General features: G+C 41.5%; 19 protein-coding genes. 3 read left to right on the plus strand and 16 right to left on the minus strand.

Going from position 1 to position 14,835, the window contains the following annotated elements; genetic code table 11:
* Window positions 1-6: 6 nt before the first annotated feature.
* The 9 genes from ACSFVZ_RS16935 to ACSFVZ_RS16975 all read right to left on the minus strand — a co-directional run bounded on the left by ACSFVZ_RS16935 (window position 7) and on the right by ACSFVZ_RS16975 (window position 7,136).
* Complete coding sequence (locus ACSFVZ_RS16935; RefSeq protein ID WP_135922900.1) at window positions 7-492, minus strand: chemotaxis protein CheW; 486 nt, start codon at window positions 490-492, stop codon at window positions 7-9.
* Complete coding sequence (locus tag ACSFVZ_RS16940; RefSeq protein ID WP_435559278.1) at window positions 489-2,516, minus strand: chemotaxis protein CheA; 2,028 nt, start codon at window positions 2,514-2,516, stop codon at window positions 489-491. The genes ACSFVZ_RS16935 and ACSFVZ_RS16940 overlap by 4 nt, the downstream gene beginning before the upstream one ends.
* A 40-nt stretch (window positions 2,517-2,556) precedes the next feature.
* Complete coding sequence (locus tag ACSFVZ_RS16945; RefSeq protein WP_135922902.1) at window positions 2,557-2,919, minus strand: response regulator; 363 nt, start codon at window positions 2,917-2,919, stop codon at window positions 2,557-2,559.
* A 9-nt stretch (window positions 2,920-2,928) separates the two neighbouring features.
* Window positions 2,929-3,201, minus strand: coding sequence for an STAS domain-containing protein (locus ACSFVZ_RS16950; RefSeq protein ID WP_135922903.1), 273 nt, complete (start codon window positions 3,199-3,201; stop codon window positions 2,929-2,931).
* Between the two features lie 168 nt (window positions 3,202-3,369).
* Window positions 3,370-3,987 (minus strand): SCO family protein, encoded by a 618-nt coding sequence (locus tag ACSFVZ_RS16955; RefSeq protein WP_435559279.1) that lies wholly within the window; start codon window positions 3,985-3,987, stop codon window positions 3,370-3,372.
* Window positions 3,984-4,892, minus strand: coding sequence for a heme o synthase (cyoE, locus tag ACSFVZ_RS16960; protein ID WP_199527103.1), 909 nt, complete (start codon window positions 4,890-4,892; stop codon window positions 3,984-3,986). Before cyoE ends, ACSFVZ_RS16955 begins: the two co-directional genes overlap by 4 nt.
* A 9-nt stretch (window positions 4,893-4,901) precedes the next feature.
* Window positions 4,902-5,891, minus strand: coding sequence for a COX15/CtaA family protein (locus tag ACSFVZ_RS16965; RefSeq protein ID WP_435559280.1), 990 nt, complete (start codon window positions 5,889-5,891; stop codon window positions 4,902-4,904).
* 20 nt (window positions 5,892-5,911) lie between these two features.
* Window positions 5,912-6,406 (minus strand): redox-active disulfide-containing membrane protein, encoded by a 495-nt coding sequence (locus tag ACSFVZ_RS16970; RefSeq protein WP_135922907.1) that lies wholly within the window; start codon window positions 6,404-6,406, stop codon window positions 5,912-5,914.
* Window positions 6,387-7,136, minus strand: a complete 750-nt coding sequence (locus tag ACSFVZ_RS16975; protein WP_435559281.1) for an SURF1 family protein — start codon at window positions 7,134-7,136, stop codon at window positions 6,387-6,389. Before ACSFVZ_RS16975 ends, ACSFVZ_RS16970 begins: the two co-directional genes overlap by 20 nt.
* A 14-nt stretch (window positions 7,137-7,150) precedes the next feature.
* Here ACSFVZ_RS16975 and ACSFVZ_RS16980 point away from each other — a divergent pair, with 14 nt between their 5' ends.
* Entirely contained in the window at window positions 7,151-7,462 is a 312-nt protein-coding gene (locus ACSFVZ_RS16980) for a DUF2909 domain-containing protein (RefSeq protein WP_135922909.1), read from the plus strand.
* Here ACSFVZ_RS16980 and ACSFVZ_RS16985 read toward each other — a convergent pair.
* The 5 genes from ACSFVZ_RS16985 to lexA all read right to left on the minus strand — a co-directional run bounded on the left by ACSFVZ_RS16985 (window position 7,362) and on the right by lexA (window position 12,592).
* A complete protein-coding gene (locus ACSFVZ_RS16985) occupies window positions 7,362-8,237 on the minus strand; it encodes a cytochrome c oxidase subunit 3 (RefSeq protein WP_135922910.1) in 876 nt (291 codons plus the stop codon). The genes ACSFVZ_RS16980 and ACSFVZ_RS16985 overlap by 101 nt on opposite strands.
* 35 nt (window positions 8,238-8,272) lie before the next feature.
* Window positions 8,273-8,803 (minus strand): cytochrome c oxidase assembly protein, encoded by a 531-nt coding sequence (locus tag ACSFVZ_RS16990; protein ID WP_135922911.1) that lies wholly within the window; start codon window positions 8,801-8,803, stop codon window positions 8,273-8,275.
* Complete coding sequence (ctaD, locus tag ACSFVZ_RS16995; RefSeq protein WP_135922912.1) at window positions 8,803-10,395, minus strand: cytochrome c oxidase subunit I; 1,593 nt, start codon at window positions 10,393-10,395, stop codon at window positions 8,803-8,805. The genes ACSFVZ_RS16990 and ctaD overlap by 1 nt, the downstream gene beginning before the upstream one ends.
* A complete protein-coding gene (gene coxB, locus ACSFVZ_RS17000) occupies window positions 10,392-11,537 on the minus strand; it encodes a cytochrome c oxidase subunit II (protein WP_253039423.1) in 1,146 nt (381 codons plus the stop codon). Before coxB ends, ctaD begins: the two co-directional genes overlap by 4 nt.
* Before the next feature lie 437 nt (window positions 11,538-11,974).
* A complete protein-coding gene (gene lexA / locus ACSFVZ_RS17005; RefSeq protein WP_063702469.1) occupies window positions 11,975-12,592 on the minus strand; it encodes a transcriptional repressor LexA in 618 nt (205 codons plus the stop codon).
* 160 nt (window positions 12,593-12,752) lie between these two features.
* Here lexA and ACSFVZ_RS17010 point away from each other — a divergent pair, with 160 nt between their 5' ends.
* Entirely contained in the window at window positions 12,753-13,190 is a 438-nt protein-coding gene (locus tag ACSFVZ_RS17010; protein WP_135922914.1) for a PaaI family thioesterase, read from the plus strand.
* A 7-nt stretch (window positions 13,191-13,197) separates the two neighbouring features.
* On the opposite strand, the gene ACSFVZ_RS17015 is transcribed toward ACSFVZ_RS17010, so the two are convergent.
* A complete protein-coding gene (locus tag ACSFVZ_RS17015) occupies window positions 13,198-13,578 on the minus strand; it encodes a hypothetical protein (protein WP_135922915.1) in 381 nt (126 codons plus the stop codon).
* Window positions 13,579-13,736: 158 nt separating this feature from the next.
* On the opposite strand from ACSFVZ_RS17015, the gene ACSFVZ_RS17020 reads away from it, so the two are divergent.
* On the plus strand, window positions 13,737-14,462 hold the full coding sequence (locus ACSFVZ_RS17020; RefSeq protein ID WP_435559282.1) for a hypothetical protein: 726 nt from the start codon (window positions 13,737-13,739) through the stop codon (window positions 14,460-14,462).
* On the opposite strand, the gene ACSFVZ_RS17025 is transcribed toward ACSFVZ_RS17020, so the two are convergent.
* Complete coding sequence (locus ACSFVZ_RS17025; protein WP_135922917.1) at window positions 14,437-14,790, minus strand: VOC family protein; 354 nt, start codon at window positions 14,788-14,790, stop codon at window positions 14,437-14,439. The two genes, ACSFVZ_RS17020 and ACSFVZ_RS17025, sit on opposite strands and share 26 nt — an antisense overlap.
* Window positions 14,791-14,835: the final 45 nt, after the last annotated feature.

The following is a 14,835-nucleotide window of genomic DNA, read 5'->3' on the forward strand; positions in this document are numbered from 1 at the left end:
ACCCAGTTAAATGTCCATTGTTTTTTGTAGGTCCAATAGCGCAACCATTTTCTCACCCACATTGACCAAACCCGCAACATATTGCGCATTATCTGAGTCTGACAAATGCGGCACCGCTTTAGCTTCATGCTCAGCAATGCTATAGACATCCGAAACAGCATCGACAACGATGCCCATAATTTTACTCGCGTTTTCTAACTTTACTTTTAAAACAATAACAACAGTCAATGGCCCATACTCAATGGCTGGAATACCAAAGCGAAGTCGCAAATCGATTATAGGCACTATGGTGCCGCGCAAATTGATTACCCCTTTAACAAAATCAGGGGAGTTAGGGATTACAGTGATCTCTTCCCAACTGCGAATTTCTTGCACCGTTAAAATATCAACTCCGTACTCTTCTTCAGCCATAAAGAAAGTTAGAAACTGTTTTACATCTTGATTTTGTTCTAAATTAAGCTTGTTATGCAGGTCATCGTGCTGTGCAATCATGATGCCTCCAAATTCGCTTTTGACTCGATGATTAATTCTTGGCTGCCAGGTTTTCTCAGTCCTGACAATTTAATTAAGCCACTAATATCTACAATTAATGAAACTCGACCATCGCCCAAAATTGTTGCCCCTGAGACACCATCTACTTTTTGATAATTAGCCTCTAAACTTTTTATAACGACTTGTTGTTGCGACAATAAGTCATCAACTAACAAGCCCACTTTTTGGTTATCGCTTTCTACAACCACCAGCAAGGTCTTATCCAACGTTTCAATCGCTCCTTGGTGATTAAATATGTTGTACAACCGTAAAATAGGAATGTATTCATCACGTAAGCGCAATACGTCGAGATCTTTCCCAACTCGGCTAACTTTTGTGATATCTATTTGCAGTGACTCGATAATCGAAATCAGCGGAATAATATAAGTGTGCTCGGCAACACGTACTAATTGCCCATCGAGAATTGCCAACGTCAATGGCAAGCGAATTGTAAAGGTTGAACCAACACCTGGGGCAGATGACACTTCAACAGAGCCACTCAGTGCTTCAATATTGCGACGTACAACATCCATACCCACACCACGGCCAGACAAATCACTCACTTGATCTGCGGTGGAAAAGCCAGGTAAAAATATAAGCTCATTAACTTCATTGTCAGATAAATCATCTGATTCTGAGATCAGACCATTTTTAATCGCTTTTTCACGTATTTTGGTAGTATTTAGGCCTTGTCCATCATCCATAATCTCAATCACAATATTACCACCTTGATGAAACGCATTAAGTGTCACTGTACCAACAGGATCCTTACCTGCCGCAACACGTTTATCTACGGTTTCTAAGCCATGATCAAGAGAGTTTCTTACGAGGTGGACCATAGGATCAGACAGCTTTTCCATCACTGTTTTATCAAGCTCGGTTTGTTCACCAAGTAATTTCAATTCAACCTGTTTATCAAGCTTTTGTGAGATATCTCGAACCAAGCGCGGAAAGCGACTAAATACAAAACTAATCGGTAACATGCGAATACGCATGACGTTTTCTTGTAAATCACGTGTGTTATGTGCCAATTGAGCCAAACCTTCTTGCAACGAGGCGATCGTTGCTTCGGTTATCTCCTGCTCACCAAGCTGGCTTAACATAGCTTGTGTGATTACTAACTCACCCACCATATTGATGAGTGAATCAACTTTGTCGATACCAACCCGTATAGACGTTGACTCTGCATTTGCAGTCGCCGTTTTTACTGGTGCCGCTTTTTTAGCATCAGTACTTGCTTTAGCAATAGGTTCAACTGTGTTGGTGTTCGTTTCCTTTGCAGGCTCACTTGCTGATGATGGCTCTACCTCAGCACCAAACAAGCCCCCGCACAGTGTAATAGTGATATCGGCATCATCTTCGACCCACTCAAAGATTTCTTCAATACTGCTTTGCTCTTTGTCTGTGGTTAAGAAGAATCGCCAGGCTAAAAAGCAATCTTCTGGTGCGTAATTAGTAATGTCGGGAATACCATCTTGAAAAGCATGTGTTTCAAGCTCACCAAGTTCAGCTAACTCGCTGATCATATAAAGAGGTTCATTACCCGTTTTGAATAAATGATGATGGGGTTTAAAGTCGATTTGGTAAGTATTAAAGCTGCTTTCGGCAACTGTTTCTTCGACTTGTTCCGATGCCTGACTCGCTGCACGCATACCAAGGATTTCTTCAAATTTTATTCGAAGTTCATCCGCTTCCGCTAAATCAGGTTGTTGTTCAGCTTGTAAGGCTCTGAGTAATGCACGTAAACAATCGACTGACTTTAGGAGTAAATTAACATGTTCCGCTGTTAAGTCTCGTGTACCTTCACGTATTTGATCTAACAGAGTTTCTAGGACATGAGTAAAATCTGCAACAGCACTAAAACCAAAAGTACCACTACCTCCTTTAATTGAATGCGCGGCACGGAAAATGGTATTTATAGTTTCCTGATCTTCTTCGCCGGGAACCAAGTTTAATAACTCAGCTTTCTTCGAAGAACACTTCAAAAAATTGGCTTAGATCTATACTCATGCCTCGCTCCTATTGTTAGCGAATCACTTTTTTCAATACCGCTAACAATTGCTCTGGGTTAAAAGGTTTAACAATCCACCCAGTAGCACCCGCTGCTTTACCTTCTGTTTTTTTGTCTAAACCTGACTCAGTGGTGAGCATTAGCAATGGCGTAAACTTATAGTTAGGTAAGCTGCGTAACTCGCGAATCAGTGTAATACCATCCATTACCGGCATGTTAACGTCGGAAATAACAGCATCAAAACCTTGCTGTTTGGCAATACTTAATGCCTCACTACCATCTTTTGCTTCCGTTACATCAAACCCTGCCTTTTTAAGCGTAAAGCCAACCATTTGGCGCATAGATGCTGAATCATCAACTGCTAAAATTCTTTTCATATAAACCTCTTAATTGGCATTTTCAAGCACAAGATAATGGCCTAAACCCAAACTATTTATTGCCTGCTGCAATGGCTCGCTCTCGCCCACCCATATAATTTTATGATGCACAGAGAGTAAATGTTTTTGTAACGCACATAACAGCTGAACCGACGCCGTGTCAGCCCGAGTAACCTCACTAATATCAAGACAGATATCATCGTTTGCAGATAATTCATGCAGTAAATCTTGATGTAATGACTCGACCTGAGTAATAGCTAATTCTGTAGGGAGCTTTAACATTCTTAATACTTTCCCCGTTCAAAGCAACTCATAACAAAAGCTTAGTCCTAGTTAATGAAAATGCCATAATTTGAATCAAAAAATAGTAAAATTTTTTAGTAGCTTAGACATTTATTGCAAAAAATAAAGCTTTTCTTTCGAGCAAACTTTTACAAAATATTAAAAAAATCAATTTATGTAATAATCTGCAATTTTTCGGAACTCTTCAGTCAATGTCGTGGCGTTGATTAATGGCACACTACCAGCCTTAAACTCAGGCTTAAAAATAGCCCGAACGGCGCCGTTTGCATCAACCATCACCACTGAGGCACTGTGGTCAACGGCATATTCCTGCTCATCACTATCATTAATTGCGTAAATTAAGCCAAGCTCCCTAACAAAGGGGAAAAGTTGCTTATGGGGGCCTGATACAGCAAGAAACTCAGGGTTAAAATAATCAATATAGGCTTTTCGTTTTTCAGTGGTATCGCGCTTTGGATCAACTGCCACAAACCACACTTGCACTTGGTAATCTTGGCTTAACTGCTTTTGTACTGCTGTTAACTTTGCCAATGTCATTGGGCAAATATCTGGGCAACTGGTGTAGCCTAAAAAGACTAAATTCCAATGTCCCATAAACTGGCTGTTATCAGCGGGCTCACCATGTTGATCGGTTAATAAAAACGGACTAATCGGCTTTGCTTGCTCATACACCAGTGCTTCGACCTCAGGAGCGGTGTTGCTTTTACCACAACCGGTTACAAACAATACCGCACTCAAACACAAAAAAGCGCCTATTCGAGTCATAAAACTAACCATTTATCAATAAATAAGGCGATGAAGAGTAGCATTAAATGGACAATTGAAAAACGAAATAAATCCATTGCGGTGTCATCTTTAGGGGCAATTTTTAATTTCAGCGCTTTGTAAATAAACACCGTATTCAAGCCACATGCCGCAAGTAAATAAATTACTCCCGACATTCCAATCAAGTATGGTAATACGCAGACCAAGGCTAACAATATTGAATAAGCTACAACGCAGGTTTTACAAAATTCAATACCATGAGTCACTGGCAGCATTGGAATTTTTGCCCGTTCATAATCGCTTTTTCGAGCAATCGCGAGTGCCCAAAAGTGCGGCGGTGTCCAAGTAAAAATAATCATTACCAACAGCCAAGGCGCTGCTGCCATGTGACCTGTTTCAGACACCCAGCCCAATAACGGTGGCATCGCGCCAGCTAAGCCACCAATCACAATATTCTGCGGTGTTGCTCGCTTTAAAAAAGAGGTATAAATAAAGGCATAACCAACCAGTGCAAATAAAGTTAGCACGGCAGTTAATGTATTTGCCCAGACTATGAGCATAGTGAAACCAAGTGAGCCAATTATCGCAGCAAAACTCAGCGCATGCTGCTTACTTAAACGTCCTTTAGCAACAGGGCGATGACGGGTTCGCGCCATTTTGCTATCTATTTCACTATCTACAACATGATTTATCACCGCTGCTGCCGCAGATAACAGGCCAATTCCAAGCAAACTGGCTAATTGAACAAACAACCCTCGCCCCATATCAGGAGCAAGCGCTAAACCGACCCATGCAGTTAAAACAAGCATAGCAACAACTTTAAACTTACTAATGGCAAGATAATCCTTCAATCGCTCTGTTGATTGACTTATTAACGACTTCTCTGTGCTTAATAATATCGCCATAATAGCCTCCTAAGTTCTTGCTTTTAAATGAAAGCACAGACGTACCATGCTCAACAATAACAGTGCAGCCATCAGGTTATGAGCAAGCGCTACACTTAATGGAAAGTGCCAATGCACAACAGCAAGGCCGAGACAGATTTGGCACAATAAGGCGACTAATACTGTTACTGTACAATGCTTAATTTTTCTGGAAAAACTCTGTGAATATATACGCCACATAATAAGCGCTAGCACCACACAAGTGACTAACGCCCAAATGCGATGTAGTAAGTGAATCGACATACGAGCCTGTTGTGACAGCACACCATACTCGTAAGTGCTATGTTCAAGTGGAAGCTGAAACACACTCTTTAACGAAAAAGGTTGTCCGTAGCTACATAAAGGTAAGCCATTACAATGAGGAGCTGCATAGTTTGCAGCCAACCAACCGCCTAATGCGATTTGTAAAACCAAAACCACTAAACCAACAAGCGCTAAGCGATAAAATGGTCTTGCTCCTGCATCACCTCCTGCGATCGGCTTTGTTGTTAGCCGTAAATAAAGAAGAAAAAGCAAGGATAGAATACTAAAGCCGCCTAGCAAATGCCCCATTACGACCAAGGGTTGTAAATTCATGGTGACTGTCCACATGCCTAATGCAGCCTGGAAAATCACCAGCAGTAATAGCGCTAATGGCAGTTTAACTGGCGTATTTGGATATTGACGTTTTAACCATGCAAAAACAAACAAAGCTAGAATCAGTAGACCAAGGGCACCAGCAAAATAGCGATGGATCATCTCTTTCCAGGCTTTTGCTGCCTCAAACATCATATCAGGGTAGTTTTGTTCAACATGTAACAGAGCAGTTTCATGTTTTGGTACAGTCAAAAACCCATAGCACCCTGGCCAATCAGGACAACCAAGCCCTGCATCACTAAGCCGTGTATAAGCACCGAGCCCAACAACCAAAATAGAAAAGAAAACCGTAATTAAGACTAAATATTTATAATTTTTATACATCTTTATCCCCTTAATGAGGTTTAACTTGAACGCGCATAGTTAAGTAGTTTTTTTAAATCTTTAAGTAAGCCTTTTTGAATAAGTCTGTTTTGTTCGGGCTCAGCCGTATAGGGGTAATGCAAAACCACCAAGCCCATGTGATCAACCAAATATAAGTCTCCCGCTTTGAGCGCTGGACTTACTGCTAATTGACGCCAATTAGCCGATACCTGCTGTTGATTCGTCAGTACCGCCACATCTACTTTTTGCTGATTTTTCCCTAAAGCGACGTAGAGGTTGTCTAAACTTGCTAATTGGTTTTCACACACTTCACTGCACTCTTTTGGATAATTGAGCGCAATAGTCCATTGTTTAGGCTCGCCTTGTTGCCAATCAGCTAGTTTCACTTCTTCCCTTAAAAGCTCACCATGATTACTCGAACCACTCGGTAACCACTCAAGCTTTAATGCTGCATAAGCAAGTGCCAGCGGCACAAAGCAGCATAAAACGAATAAACTAAGCGGGTTTATTTTCATAACCTCTCCTTCTCATCGCAAAAAAAGCAATAACCACACAAGCCAAGCCAATTAATAACCACTGCACGGCATAGGCGTAATGTTTATCTGGTCCCATCACAACACTCTGATAATGCGGGGTTGCTATACCATCTGCTTCATTGCGATAACCAATAAAGCCTTGTAAGGGCTTTGCTAATTGAGCACTAAAAATTGCTAAATCGATGCCTTGAATGCGCTTGGGCCAGCCTTGCTCTGCACCAATATCATCGGCAAGTGTAAAACCTTGTAAGTTGCCTTGTTTCAATTGCACTGTGGCCGTAAGCCTTGTTGATTCTGGCCACACAACGGTTGGCAACTGGTTACGGTTTGTTGGAGCTTTTAGCCAACCAAAGTTAACGATTAAAGGTGCGGTTTCACCTGCAATTGTCATCGCGACTAGTAAGTCATAGCCCACTTGCCCCTGATAAATTTGATTATCAAGTAACCAGTACTGCTGTTTATTTACCTCGCCAGAGACCTTGACTTGCAAGCCCGTTTTATTCAGCTCTCTAGGTAAATTTTGCAGCTCTTGCCAGCTCAAAACTCCTTGCTCTTTCGAAACGGCTAACTGGCTTAGTTGCTGCTGTTTTTGCTCGCCTCGCTGGTATTGCCAAACGCTTAGTCGTAAACAAATAAGCACTGCAATAACCACAACGCAAATTGCGATAATTGAGCTAAGCTTTTGTTTACGCCATAAAATTAACTGCATTTGGAATACCTAATATGATTAAAATCATTATTGTTTTGTTATTACTTTATATTCTGTTCAACCTATTTAGAGCGCTGTTTGTGATGATGTCAGCAAAAGAGCACTCGAAACCCATGTCGCATTACTTAGGTCGTCGGGTGCTGTTTTCAGGTATTGTGCTGCTCCTCATTATTGCCGCAATGAAATTGGGCTTTATTCACACCAATCCGTCGCCGCTTCACAAAGCTACAGCACGTACACAAATACAAATAAACACAACCACACCACATCTACAAAGTGCCAATACCAAGCAGCCGCTTGAAATGCAAAATGCTTTTCGCTCGTAAAGTGGCCTTTAAAAATTCTTAGCAGTACGACAAATAAAATAATGGTCCCAAGCGTCACATGCATGCCATGAAAACCCGTCAATAAAAAGAAGGTATTTCCATAAACGCCAGCATCCAGTGTTAAACCTAAATCTTGGTAAGCATGCATATATTCATACACTTGCAAACCCAAAAAGATTGCGCCTAATAGCACGGTAAGTGATAAAAATGCTTTTAAAGCACCCCGCTTATTGTTTTCCATTGCAACGTGAGCAAAGTGGATAGTGACTGATGAGGTGAGTAGGATGAGCGTATTAATAAGAGGTAGACCTTGCCACCCCATTGCTTGAGTTGTATCACCTGCAGGCGTAGTTAACAGCGGCCATACTGCTTCAAACGTTGGCCAGAGTACCTCATTGGTCATGGCATTATTTCCAGCACCACCAAGCCAAGGTACTGAAATCATGCGGGCATAAAACAGAGCACCAAAAAATGCCATAAAAAACATAACTTCAGAAAAAATAAACCAGCTCATTCCTTGTCTAAATGAACGATCCATTTGCGCTGAATATAAACCACTGTGTGATTCTTCGATGACGTTTTTAAACCAGCTAAACAGCATGTAACATAGTATCGCAATGCCTAAATACAACACATATTGACCACTGCTAGCTTCTGCGCTTACTTGCATCACTGTCAGGCCTGCCCCGACAGCAATTAAGAACATTGCAATCGCACCCACTATTGGCCATGGGCTCTGGGCCGGAACATAATATTTTTCGTAATTTTGACTCATTTTGTTTGCTCCCAATTAGCAATTAGCTTGGCGGCTTAATCGTTTTTAGCCACAACTTGCCCGCTAATATCAAACACGGTATAGGACAATGTCAGCTCTTCTACATCGTCGGGTAATTCCGTATCAACATAAAACAACAAGGTAAACTCAACTTCTTCGCCCGCTTTTAGTGGTTGTTGATCAAAACAAAAACACGCGATTTTATGTAAGTATTTTGCTGCTTTTCCCGGTGATACAGACGGAATAGCCTGCATCACTTTGTCGTTATTACTGGTGTTTTTGGCTGTAAACTTTACTTCTCGCATCGCTCCTGGTTGAACAACCACACTGTACTGAGTTGATTGCACATCAAAAGGCGCACCACTTTGCGCATGCGTTGTAAAACTCACATCAACTTGACGGTCTATGCTTACCGTTTCACTCTCTTTTGCTTGTTCGAGTGATGGCTTACCATTTAAGCCTGTGACATCACAAAACACATCGTAAAGTGGCACCAATGCAAAGGCGAATGCAAACATACCTAAGCATGCTAACAACAGCTTTTTGAGCAAAGGTGCATGGTTCATTATTTGATCTCCGGCGGTGTTTCAAAGGTGTGATACGGTGCGGGCGAATCAACTTCCCACTCTAAACCTTCTGCACCGTCCCATACCTTAGCAGGTGCTTTTTCGCCGCCTCGTGCGCATTTAAAAACAACAAGCACGAACAGTAGCTGTGATAAACCGAAGGCAAAACCACCAATACTGATAATGGCGTTAAAGTCAGCAAATTGAAGGGCGTAATCAGGAATACGGCGCGGCATACCCGCAAGGCCAACAAAGTGCATAGGGAAGAACAACACGTTGACACTGATCAGTGATAGCCAGAAATGCCATTTCGCAAGTGTTTCGTTGTACATGTTGCCAGTCCATTTAGGTAGCCAGTAGTAGGCTCCTGCCATAATTGAGAACACAGCCCCTGTCACTAATACATAATGGAAATGCGCAACCACAAAGTAAGTATCATGATACTGGAAATCTGCCGGTGTAATCGCCAGCATCAAACCAGAGAACCCACCTAAGGTGAACAGCACAATAAAGGCAATGGCAAACATCATCGGAATTTCAAAGCTAATTGAGCCTCGCCACATGGTTGCAACCCAGTTAAACACTTTAACCCCAGTTGGTACCGAAATGAGCATGGTTGCATACATGAAGAACAGCTCACCGGCTACAGGCATCCCTGTGGTGAACATGTGGTGTGCCCATACAATAAAGCTCAAAAGTGCAATCGACGAGGTCGCATACACCATAGAAGCGTAGCCAAATAACTTCTTGCGTGAGAAGGTCGGCACGATGGTTGAAATAATACCAAATGCCGGCAAAATCATGATGTACACTTCAGGGTGACCGAAAAACCAAAAGATGTGCTGGAACATCACAGGGTCACCGCCCCCCGCCGCATCAAAAAAGCTGGTTGCAAAGTATTTATCGGTCAACACCATAGTGACCGCCCCAGCTAAAACAGGCATCACAGCAATCAACAAAAATGCCGTAATAAGCCAAGTCCACACAAACAGTGGTAACTTCATCCATGTCATGCCGGGCGCTCGCATATTAACGATAGTCACAATAACGTTAATCGCGCCCATGATTGAACTAATACCCATGATATGTATAGCAAACACAAACAAGGCTGTATTATCGTTACTATAGGTCGTTGAAAGTGGCGCATAAAAAGTCCAACCAAATGCAGGGCCACCACCCGGCATAAGTAACGAAGCCAACAAGATTAAAAACGCGAATGGTAAAATCCAAAAACTCCAGTTATTCATCCGTGGTAGCGCCATATCGGGTGCACCGATCATCATAGGCACCATCCAGTTAGCAAGCCCTGTAAATGCCGGCATTACCGCACCAAATACCATTATCAAACCATGCACTGTGGTCATTTGGTTAAAAAAGTGTGGATCGACTAGTTGTAAACCAGGTTGAAACAATTCAGCGCGGATCACCATTGCCATCGCGCCACCAATTAAAAACATAGTGAGCGAAAATATCAGGTATAAACTGCCAATATCTTTATGATTGGTGGTGTAAAGCCAACGTTTGAAACCTTTTGCAGGATGATGGTCATGATGCGCATGCTCAGTGGCTTGTTCATTAATAACGTTGCTCATTCTTTCGCCTCCGTTGCTGCATCGATAGCTGCTTGAATTTGACTTGGTTGAATCACATCGCCTGTGTCGTTACCCCATGCATTTCGCTTATATGTGATAACCGCAGCAAGTTGCTTAATTGAAAGCTGTTTATCAAATGCTTGCATCGCTGTACCCGGCTTACCATGTAATACGATGTCGATGTGGTCTTTTACATCTCCAAGCACAATTGGACTCCCCTTAAGAGCAGGAAACACTCCCGGCAAGCCCATTCCTGTAGGCTGATGACAAGCCGCACAACTTGCCATATAAACTTGCTCCCCAAGAACCATTAATTCTTCTTTCGGTAGTGTTTGATCTAATAAAGCCGCATCAGCTGCTGCAGCATTGGCCTTTTCTTGCTTAGCCTCTGCTAGCCAGTTAGCAAATTCGTCTTCAGGCAACGCTTGCACAACAACAGGCATGAAACCATGATCTTTACCACACAACTCAGCACACTGACCCCGGTAGATGCCTGGCTCATTTATGCGTGTCCATGCCTCATTGATAAAGCCCGGGTTCGCATCTTTTTTAACCGCAAAGTCAGGCACCCACCATGAGTGAATAACATCATCTGAGGTCATTAGAAAACGAACTTTTTTATTGATAGGAAGTACTAAAGGCTTATCAACCTCAAGTAAGTAATGTTCTGTTTTGTCAGCTTGGTTATCTATTTGGTCTTTTGGAGTAGATAGAATTGAGTAATAAGCAATGTCTTCGCCCATGTACTCGTAATGCCATTTCCACTGTGAGCCCGTTACTTTAATTGTAATATCGGCTTTAGAAGCATCTTCCATCGCTATCAGTGTTTTTGTAGCTGGAATTGCCATGGCGATTAAGATCACAAATGGTATGGCAGTCCAAAGAATTTCAACCTTGGTACTTTCGTGGAATTGTGCAGGCTTGGCTCCTTTCGACTTTCGATGGTGGATCAAAGCCCAAAACATCACCGCAAAAACGATGATGCCTATCACACAACAGATAATGAATATCGTCATGTGTAATTCATAAACACTATTACTTATATCAGTCACCCCTTTACGCATATTAAATTGGCTATTTGCCAATGCTAACTGCACAGGTGCGAGTAATATAAGCCACAAGGCATAACGCAGTTTACCCATGTGACGGCTCCTTTTAATGCTATTGCAAGACGCAAAGCGAAAAGGCGATACAACAAGGTGCCCATTCGTTTTTTTTATTGTTCAGAGCGACTACGTATCATTTTGACCCAGCGATGATACCAACCCTATGTTTAACACCTAGCACATTTGAGTGTATTTTTATTAATCAGGTGTTAATACACTGTATTAACCAATTAGTTAAAAAATGAGCAATAAGCAAGTTTTAGTAGTAATAAATGTTTATTTTGGTGCAAAAATAACAACTATAATCAGCGCGTTATTTTAAAATGAGAGGCAGAGTGAGAGTAAAAAAAGAGTGAAAAACTGCGCCATATAAGGCTTTATACAAAGAGTAAGGGTTTACAAATCAATGCTAAATAATAAAAAACAAGCAACGCACCAAATTACAGCAATTTGGTGCACTATTTTAGAAACAGTTACATCCAGTCGGCATTACGAATAACACCCACCGCTAACCCTTCAATATTGAAAGATTCATGCTCAAGATCAACTTCAATTGGCGAAAATTCTTCGTTTTCAGCATGTAAAAATACTTTACGCCCAGCTTTTTCAAGACGCTTAACAGTTACATCTTCATCAACACGAGCAACAACAACCTGACCATTTTCAGCAACTTGCGTTCTATGTACTGCGAGTAAATCACCATCCATGATGCCAATGTCTTTCATACTCATACCATTTACACGCAGTAAAAAGTCAGCCGCAGGTTTAAATAGTGAAGGATCAACCTGACAATGACTTTCAACATGTTCTTGCGCCAAAATGGGCTCACCCGCTGCAACTCGTCCAATTAAAGGTAAACCTAATTGCTCAGGTTCGTCTTCTTCAATTAATTGAATACCACGACTCGCCCCAGGCTTCATTTTGATCATGCCTTTTTTTGCCAGTGCTTTTAAATGCTCTTCGGCAGCATTGGCACTTTTAAAACCCAATGTTTGAGCTATTTCAGCACGCGTAGGTGGCATGCCTGTATCTTTAATAAAGACTTTAATTAGTTCTAAAATTTGCGATTGGCGTTTTGTTAATGGGCGCATACAACTGGTTTTCCATACAGTACATTTAACTGTGAGTATATACAGTTATCTGAAAATCGCAAATTTAAATTAACGCCATCATATTGCTACAAAACTAACATTGAACCAGGTATAAAGATGCCATAAGGTATTATTTTTAATTTGCAGGCAAGGAAATACAATGAGTATTTGGCATCAACCAATCACACTAGAGCTTTGTAAAAGTTTAGAGCAAGGGATCACCGGGCAAGGTACTTTAATGAAAACCATGGGCATTGAGGTGACTGAAATTGGTGATGATTATTTAGTGGCGACTATGCCTGCCATTCCTGAGCATCATAACCCTATGGGCATGGTACATGGCGGAGCGAACGTTGTGTTAGCCGAGACAGTGGCAAGCTATGCGGCTAACTTTGTGGTTGATTTCAATAAATTTTATGCTGTTGGCCAAGAAATTAATGCCAACCATATGAAAGCATCTCGTAAGGGTGTATTAACGGCTACAGCAAAGCCTCTTCATTTAGGTAAGCGCACTTCAGTGTGGGATATTAAAATTACCAATGCCGCAGGAGAGCTTTGCTGCGTATCAAGAATGACCGCAGCTGTTGTAGAGCGCTAAGCTCAGGCTATTTTTCGACTGGATAAATCGTAATTTCAACCCCTGCGCCAATCGCTGAAATACGCAGCAAAGTATCAGCATGCAGGGCTTGATTAAAACATTTTGGTGAAACGCCTGATTCAAAGCCAATATCAAATGTACGTTTAGAGCACGATAACCACTGCTTAAGAGCATTTCGTGAACACGATTCAATTAATTCACACAACTGATTAATCGCTTTGTCTGGTGTACTGATATCAGCAGCAGCCTCAATACGCGCTAGTTGACGGTATTCATCTTGGTCGTAATGTAAAACCATGGCATTTTTCTTTAAATCAGCAACAAGTGCACTAATATCGTGCTTTGATTCAAGCTCCAGATCCACATTTAAAAATTGAATTTCCGACATACTCTCGTTTTTACCCTCTATTGATATCGACTGAAACTTTAACTCAGTTTTGTATATATACCAAATCTAGAATACAGTTAATGCGACATTATGCCGCATTGGCAATACAGTTAAACAACCTAAAATAGCTCCCATACAACAATAATAACGGAGTAATGATGAATAAACGCATGTTCAAATATGCTCGAAAAGGGCATAAATGGCTTGGCTATCTGCTAGCCATTCAGCTACTTCTATGGCTATCGGGAGGCTTAGTAATGAGTTCACTCCCCCTCGAAAAAGTGCATGGTAAACATTTAGCAAAACGCAGTTTAGATAATCCATTTATGATAGCCGATTACACAGCATCAGTTGATCGGATAACCGCCCAATTTCAACAAATAAAAGCGATTAACTATAGTCACTTTTTAAATGCACCAATCATTGAAGTTACTACTGAGCAAAGCACTGTCAGCTTTAATGGTCATACTGGAGCTCCCATGGCAAAACCCAGTGAGGCTGAAATTATCGCGAACGCCAAAGCACACTTACTGATTGATGCCAATGTTTTGCAAGTACAGCAATTAAAACAAGGCCCCCGCGAAGCTGCACATAAACAAAACATATGGCAAGTTCGTTTCGATGATTGGCTTGCGACAACCATATATTTAGACAGCCAAAACGGTAAAGTCATCACTGTGCGCAGCACCCTGTGGCGTATTTTCGACTTTTTCTGGATGCTGCATATTATGGATTACGACGAGCGAGAAAACTTTAATAACCCACTGCTTATCAGCTTCTCAGCCACCAGCGTGCTGTTTTGTATTACCGGAATTGTTTTGTTACTGCAAAACGTTCGTATAAAGCGTAAAAAACCAGCTACACGTGTTGGTCTATCAAAATAGGGTTGCCATCTGGGTCGGTGATAATAAAGCTCGCTTCACCGGCCTTTTGTATTGCTAAACCTTGCTGCTGAAAATGCAGAGCTAATTGCTCAAAAGTAGCAAACTCAGCCAACGTTTTAGCATTTTGATCCCAACCCGGGTTAAAGGTCAGCATGGTTTTATCAAACATTCCTTGAAACAAACCAATTAAATGCTCACCGTTTTTCATAATTAGCCAATGCTGCTCTATTTCGCCGGCAAACTCTTTAAAACCCAGCTTTTCATAAAACAGCTTAGAGGCATGGATATCTTTTACATTTAAACTCACAGAAAAAGCACCTAGTAACATAGTTGTAATTCCTTTAATGAAAACGGCCTAACAACTATAGCTGAG

Source organism: Pseudoalteromonas nanhaiensis, assembly GCF_051235485.1.
Lineage (GTDB): Bacteria > Pseudomonadota > Gammaproteobacteria > Enterobacterales > Alteromonadaceae > Pseudoalteromonas > Pseudoalteromonas lipolytica_C.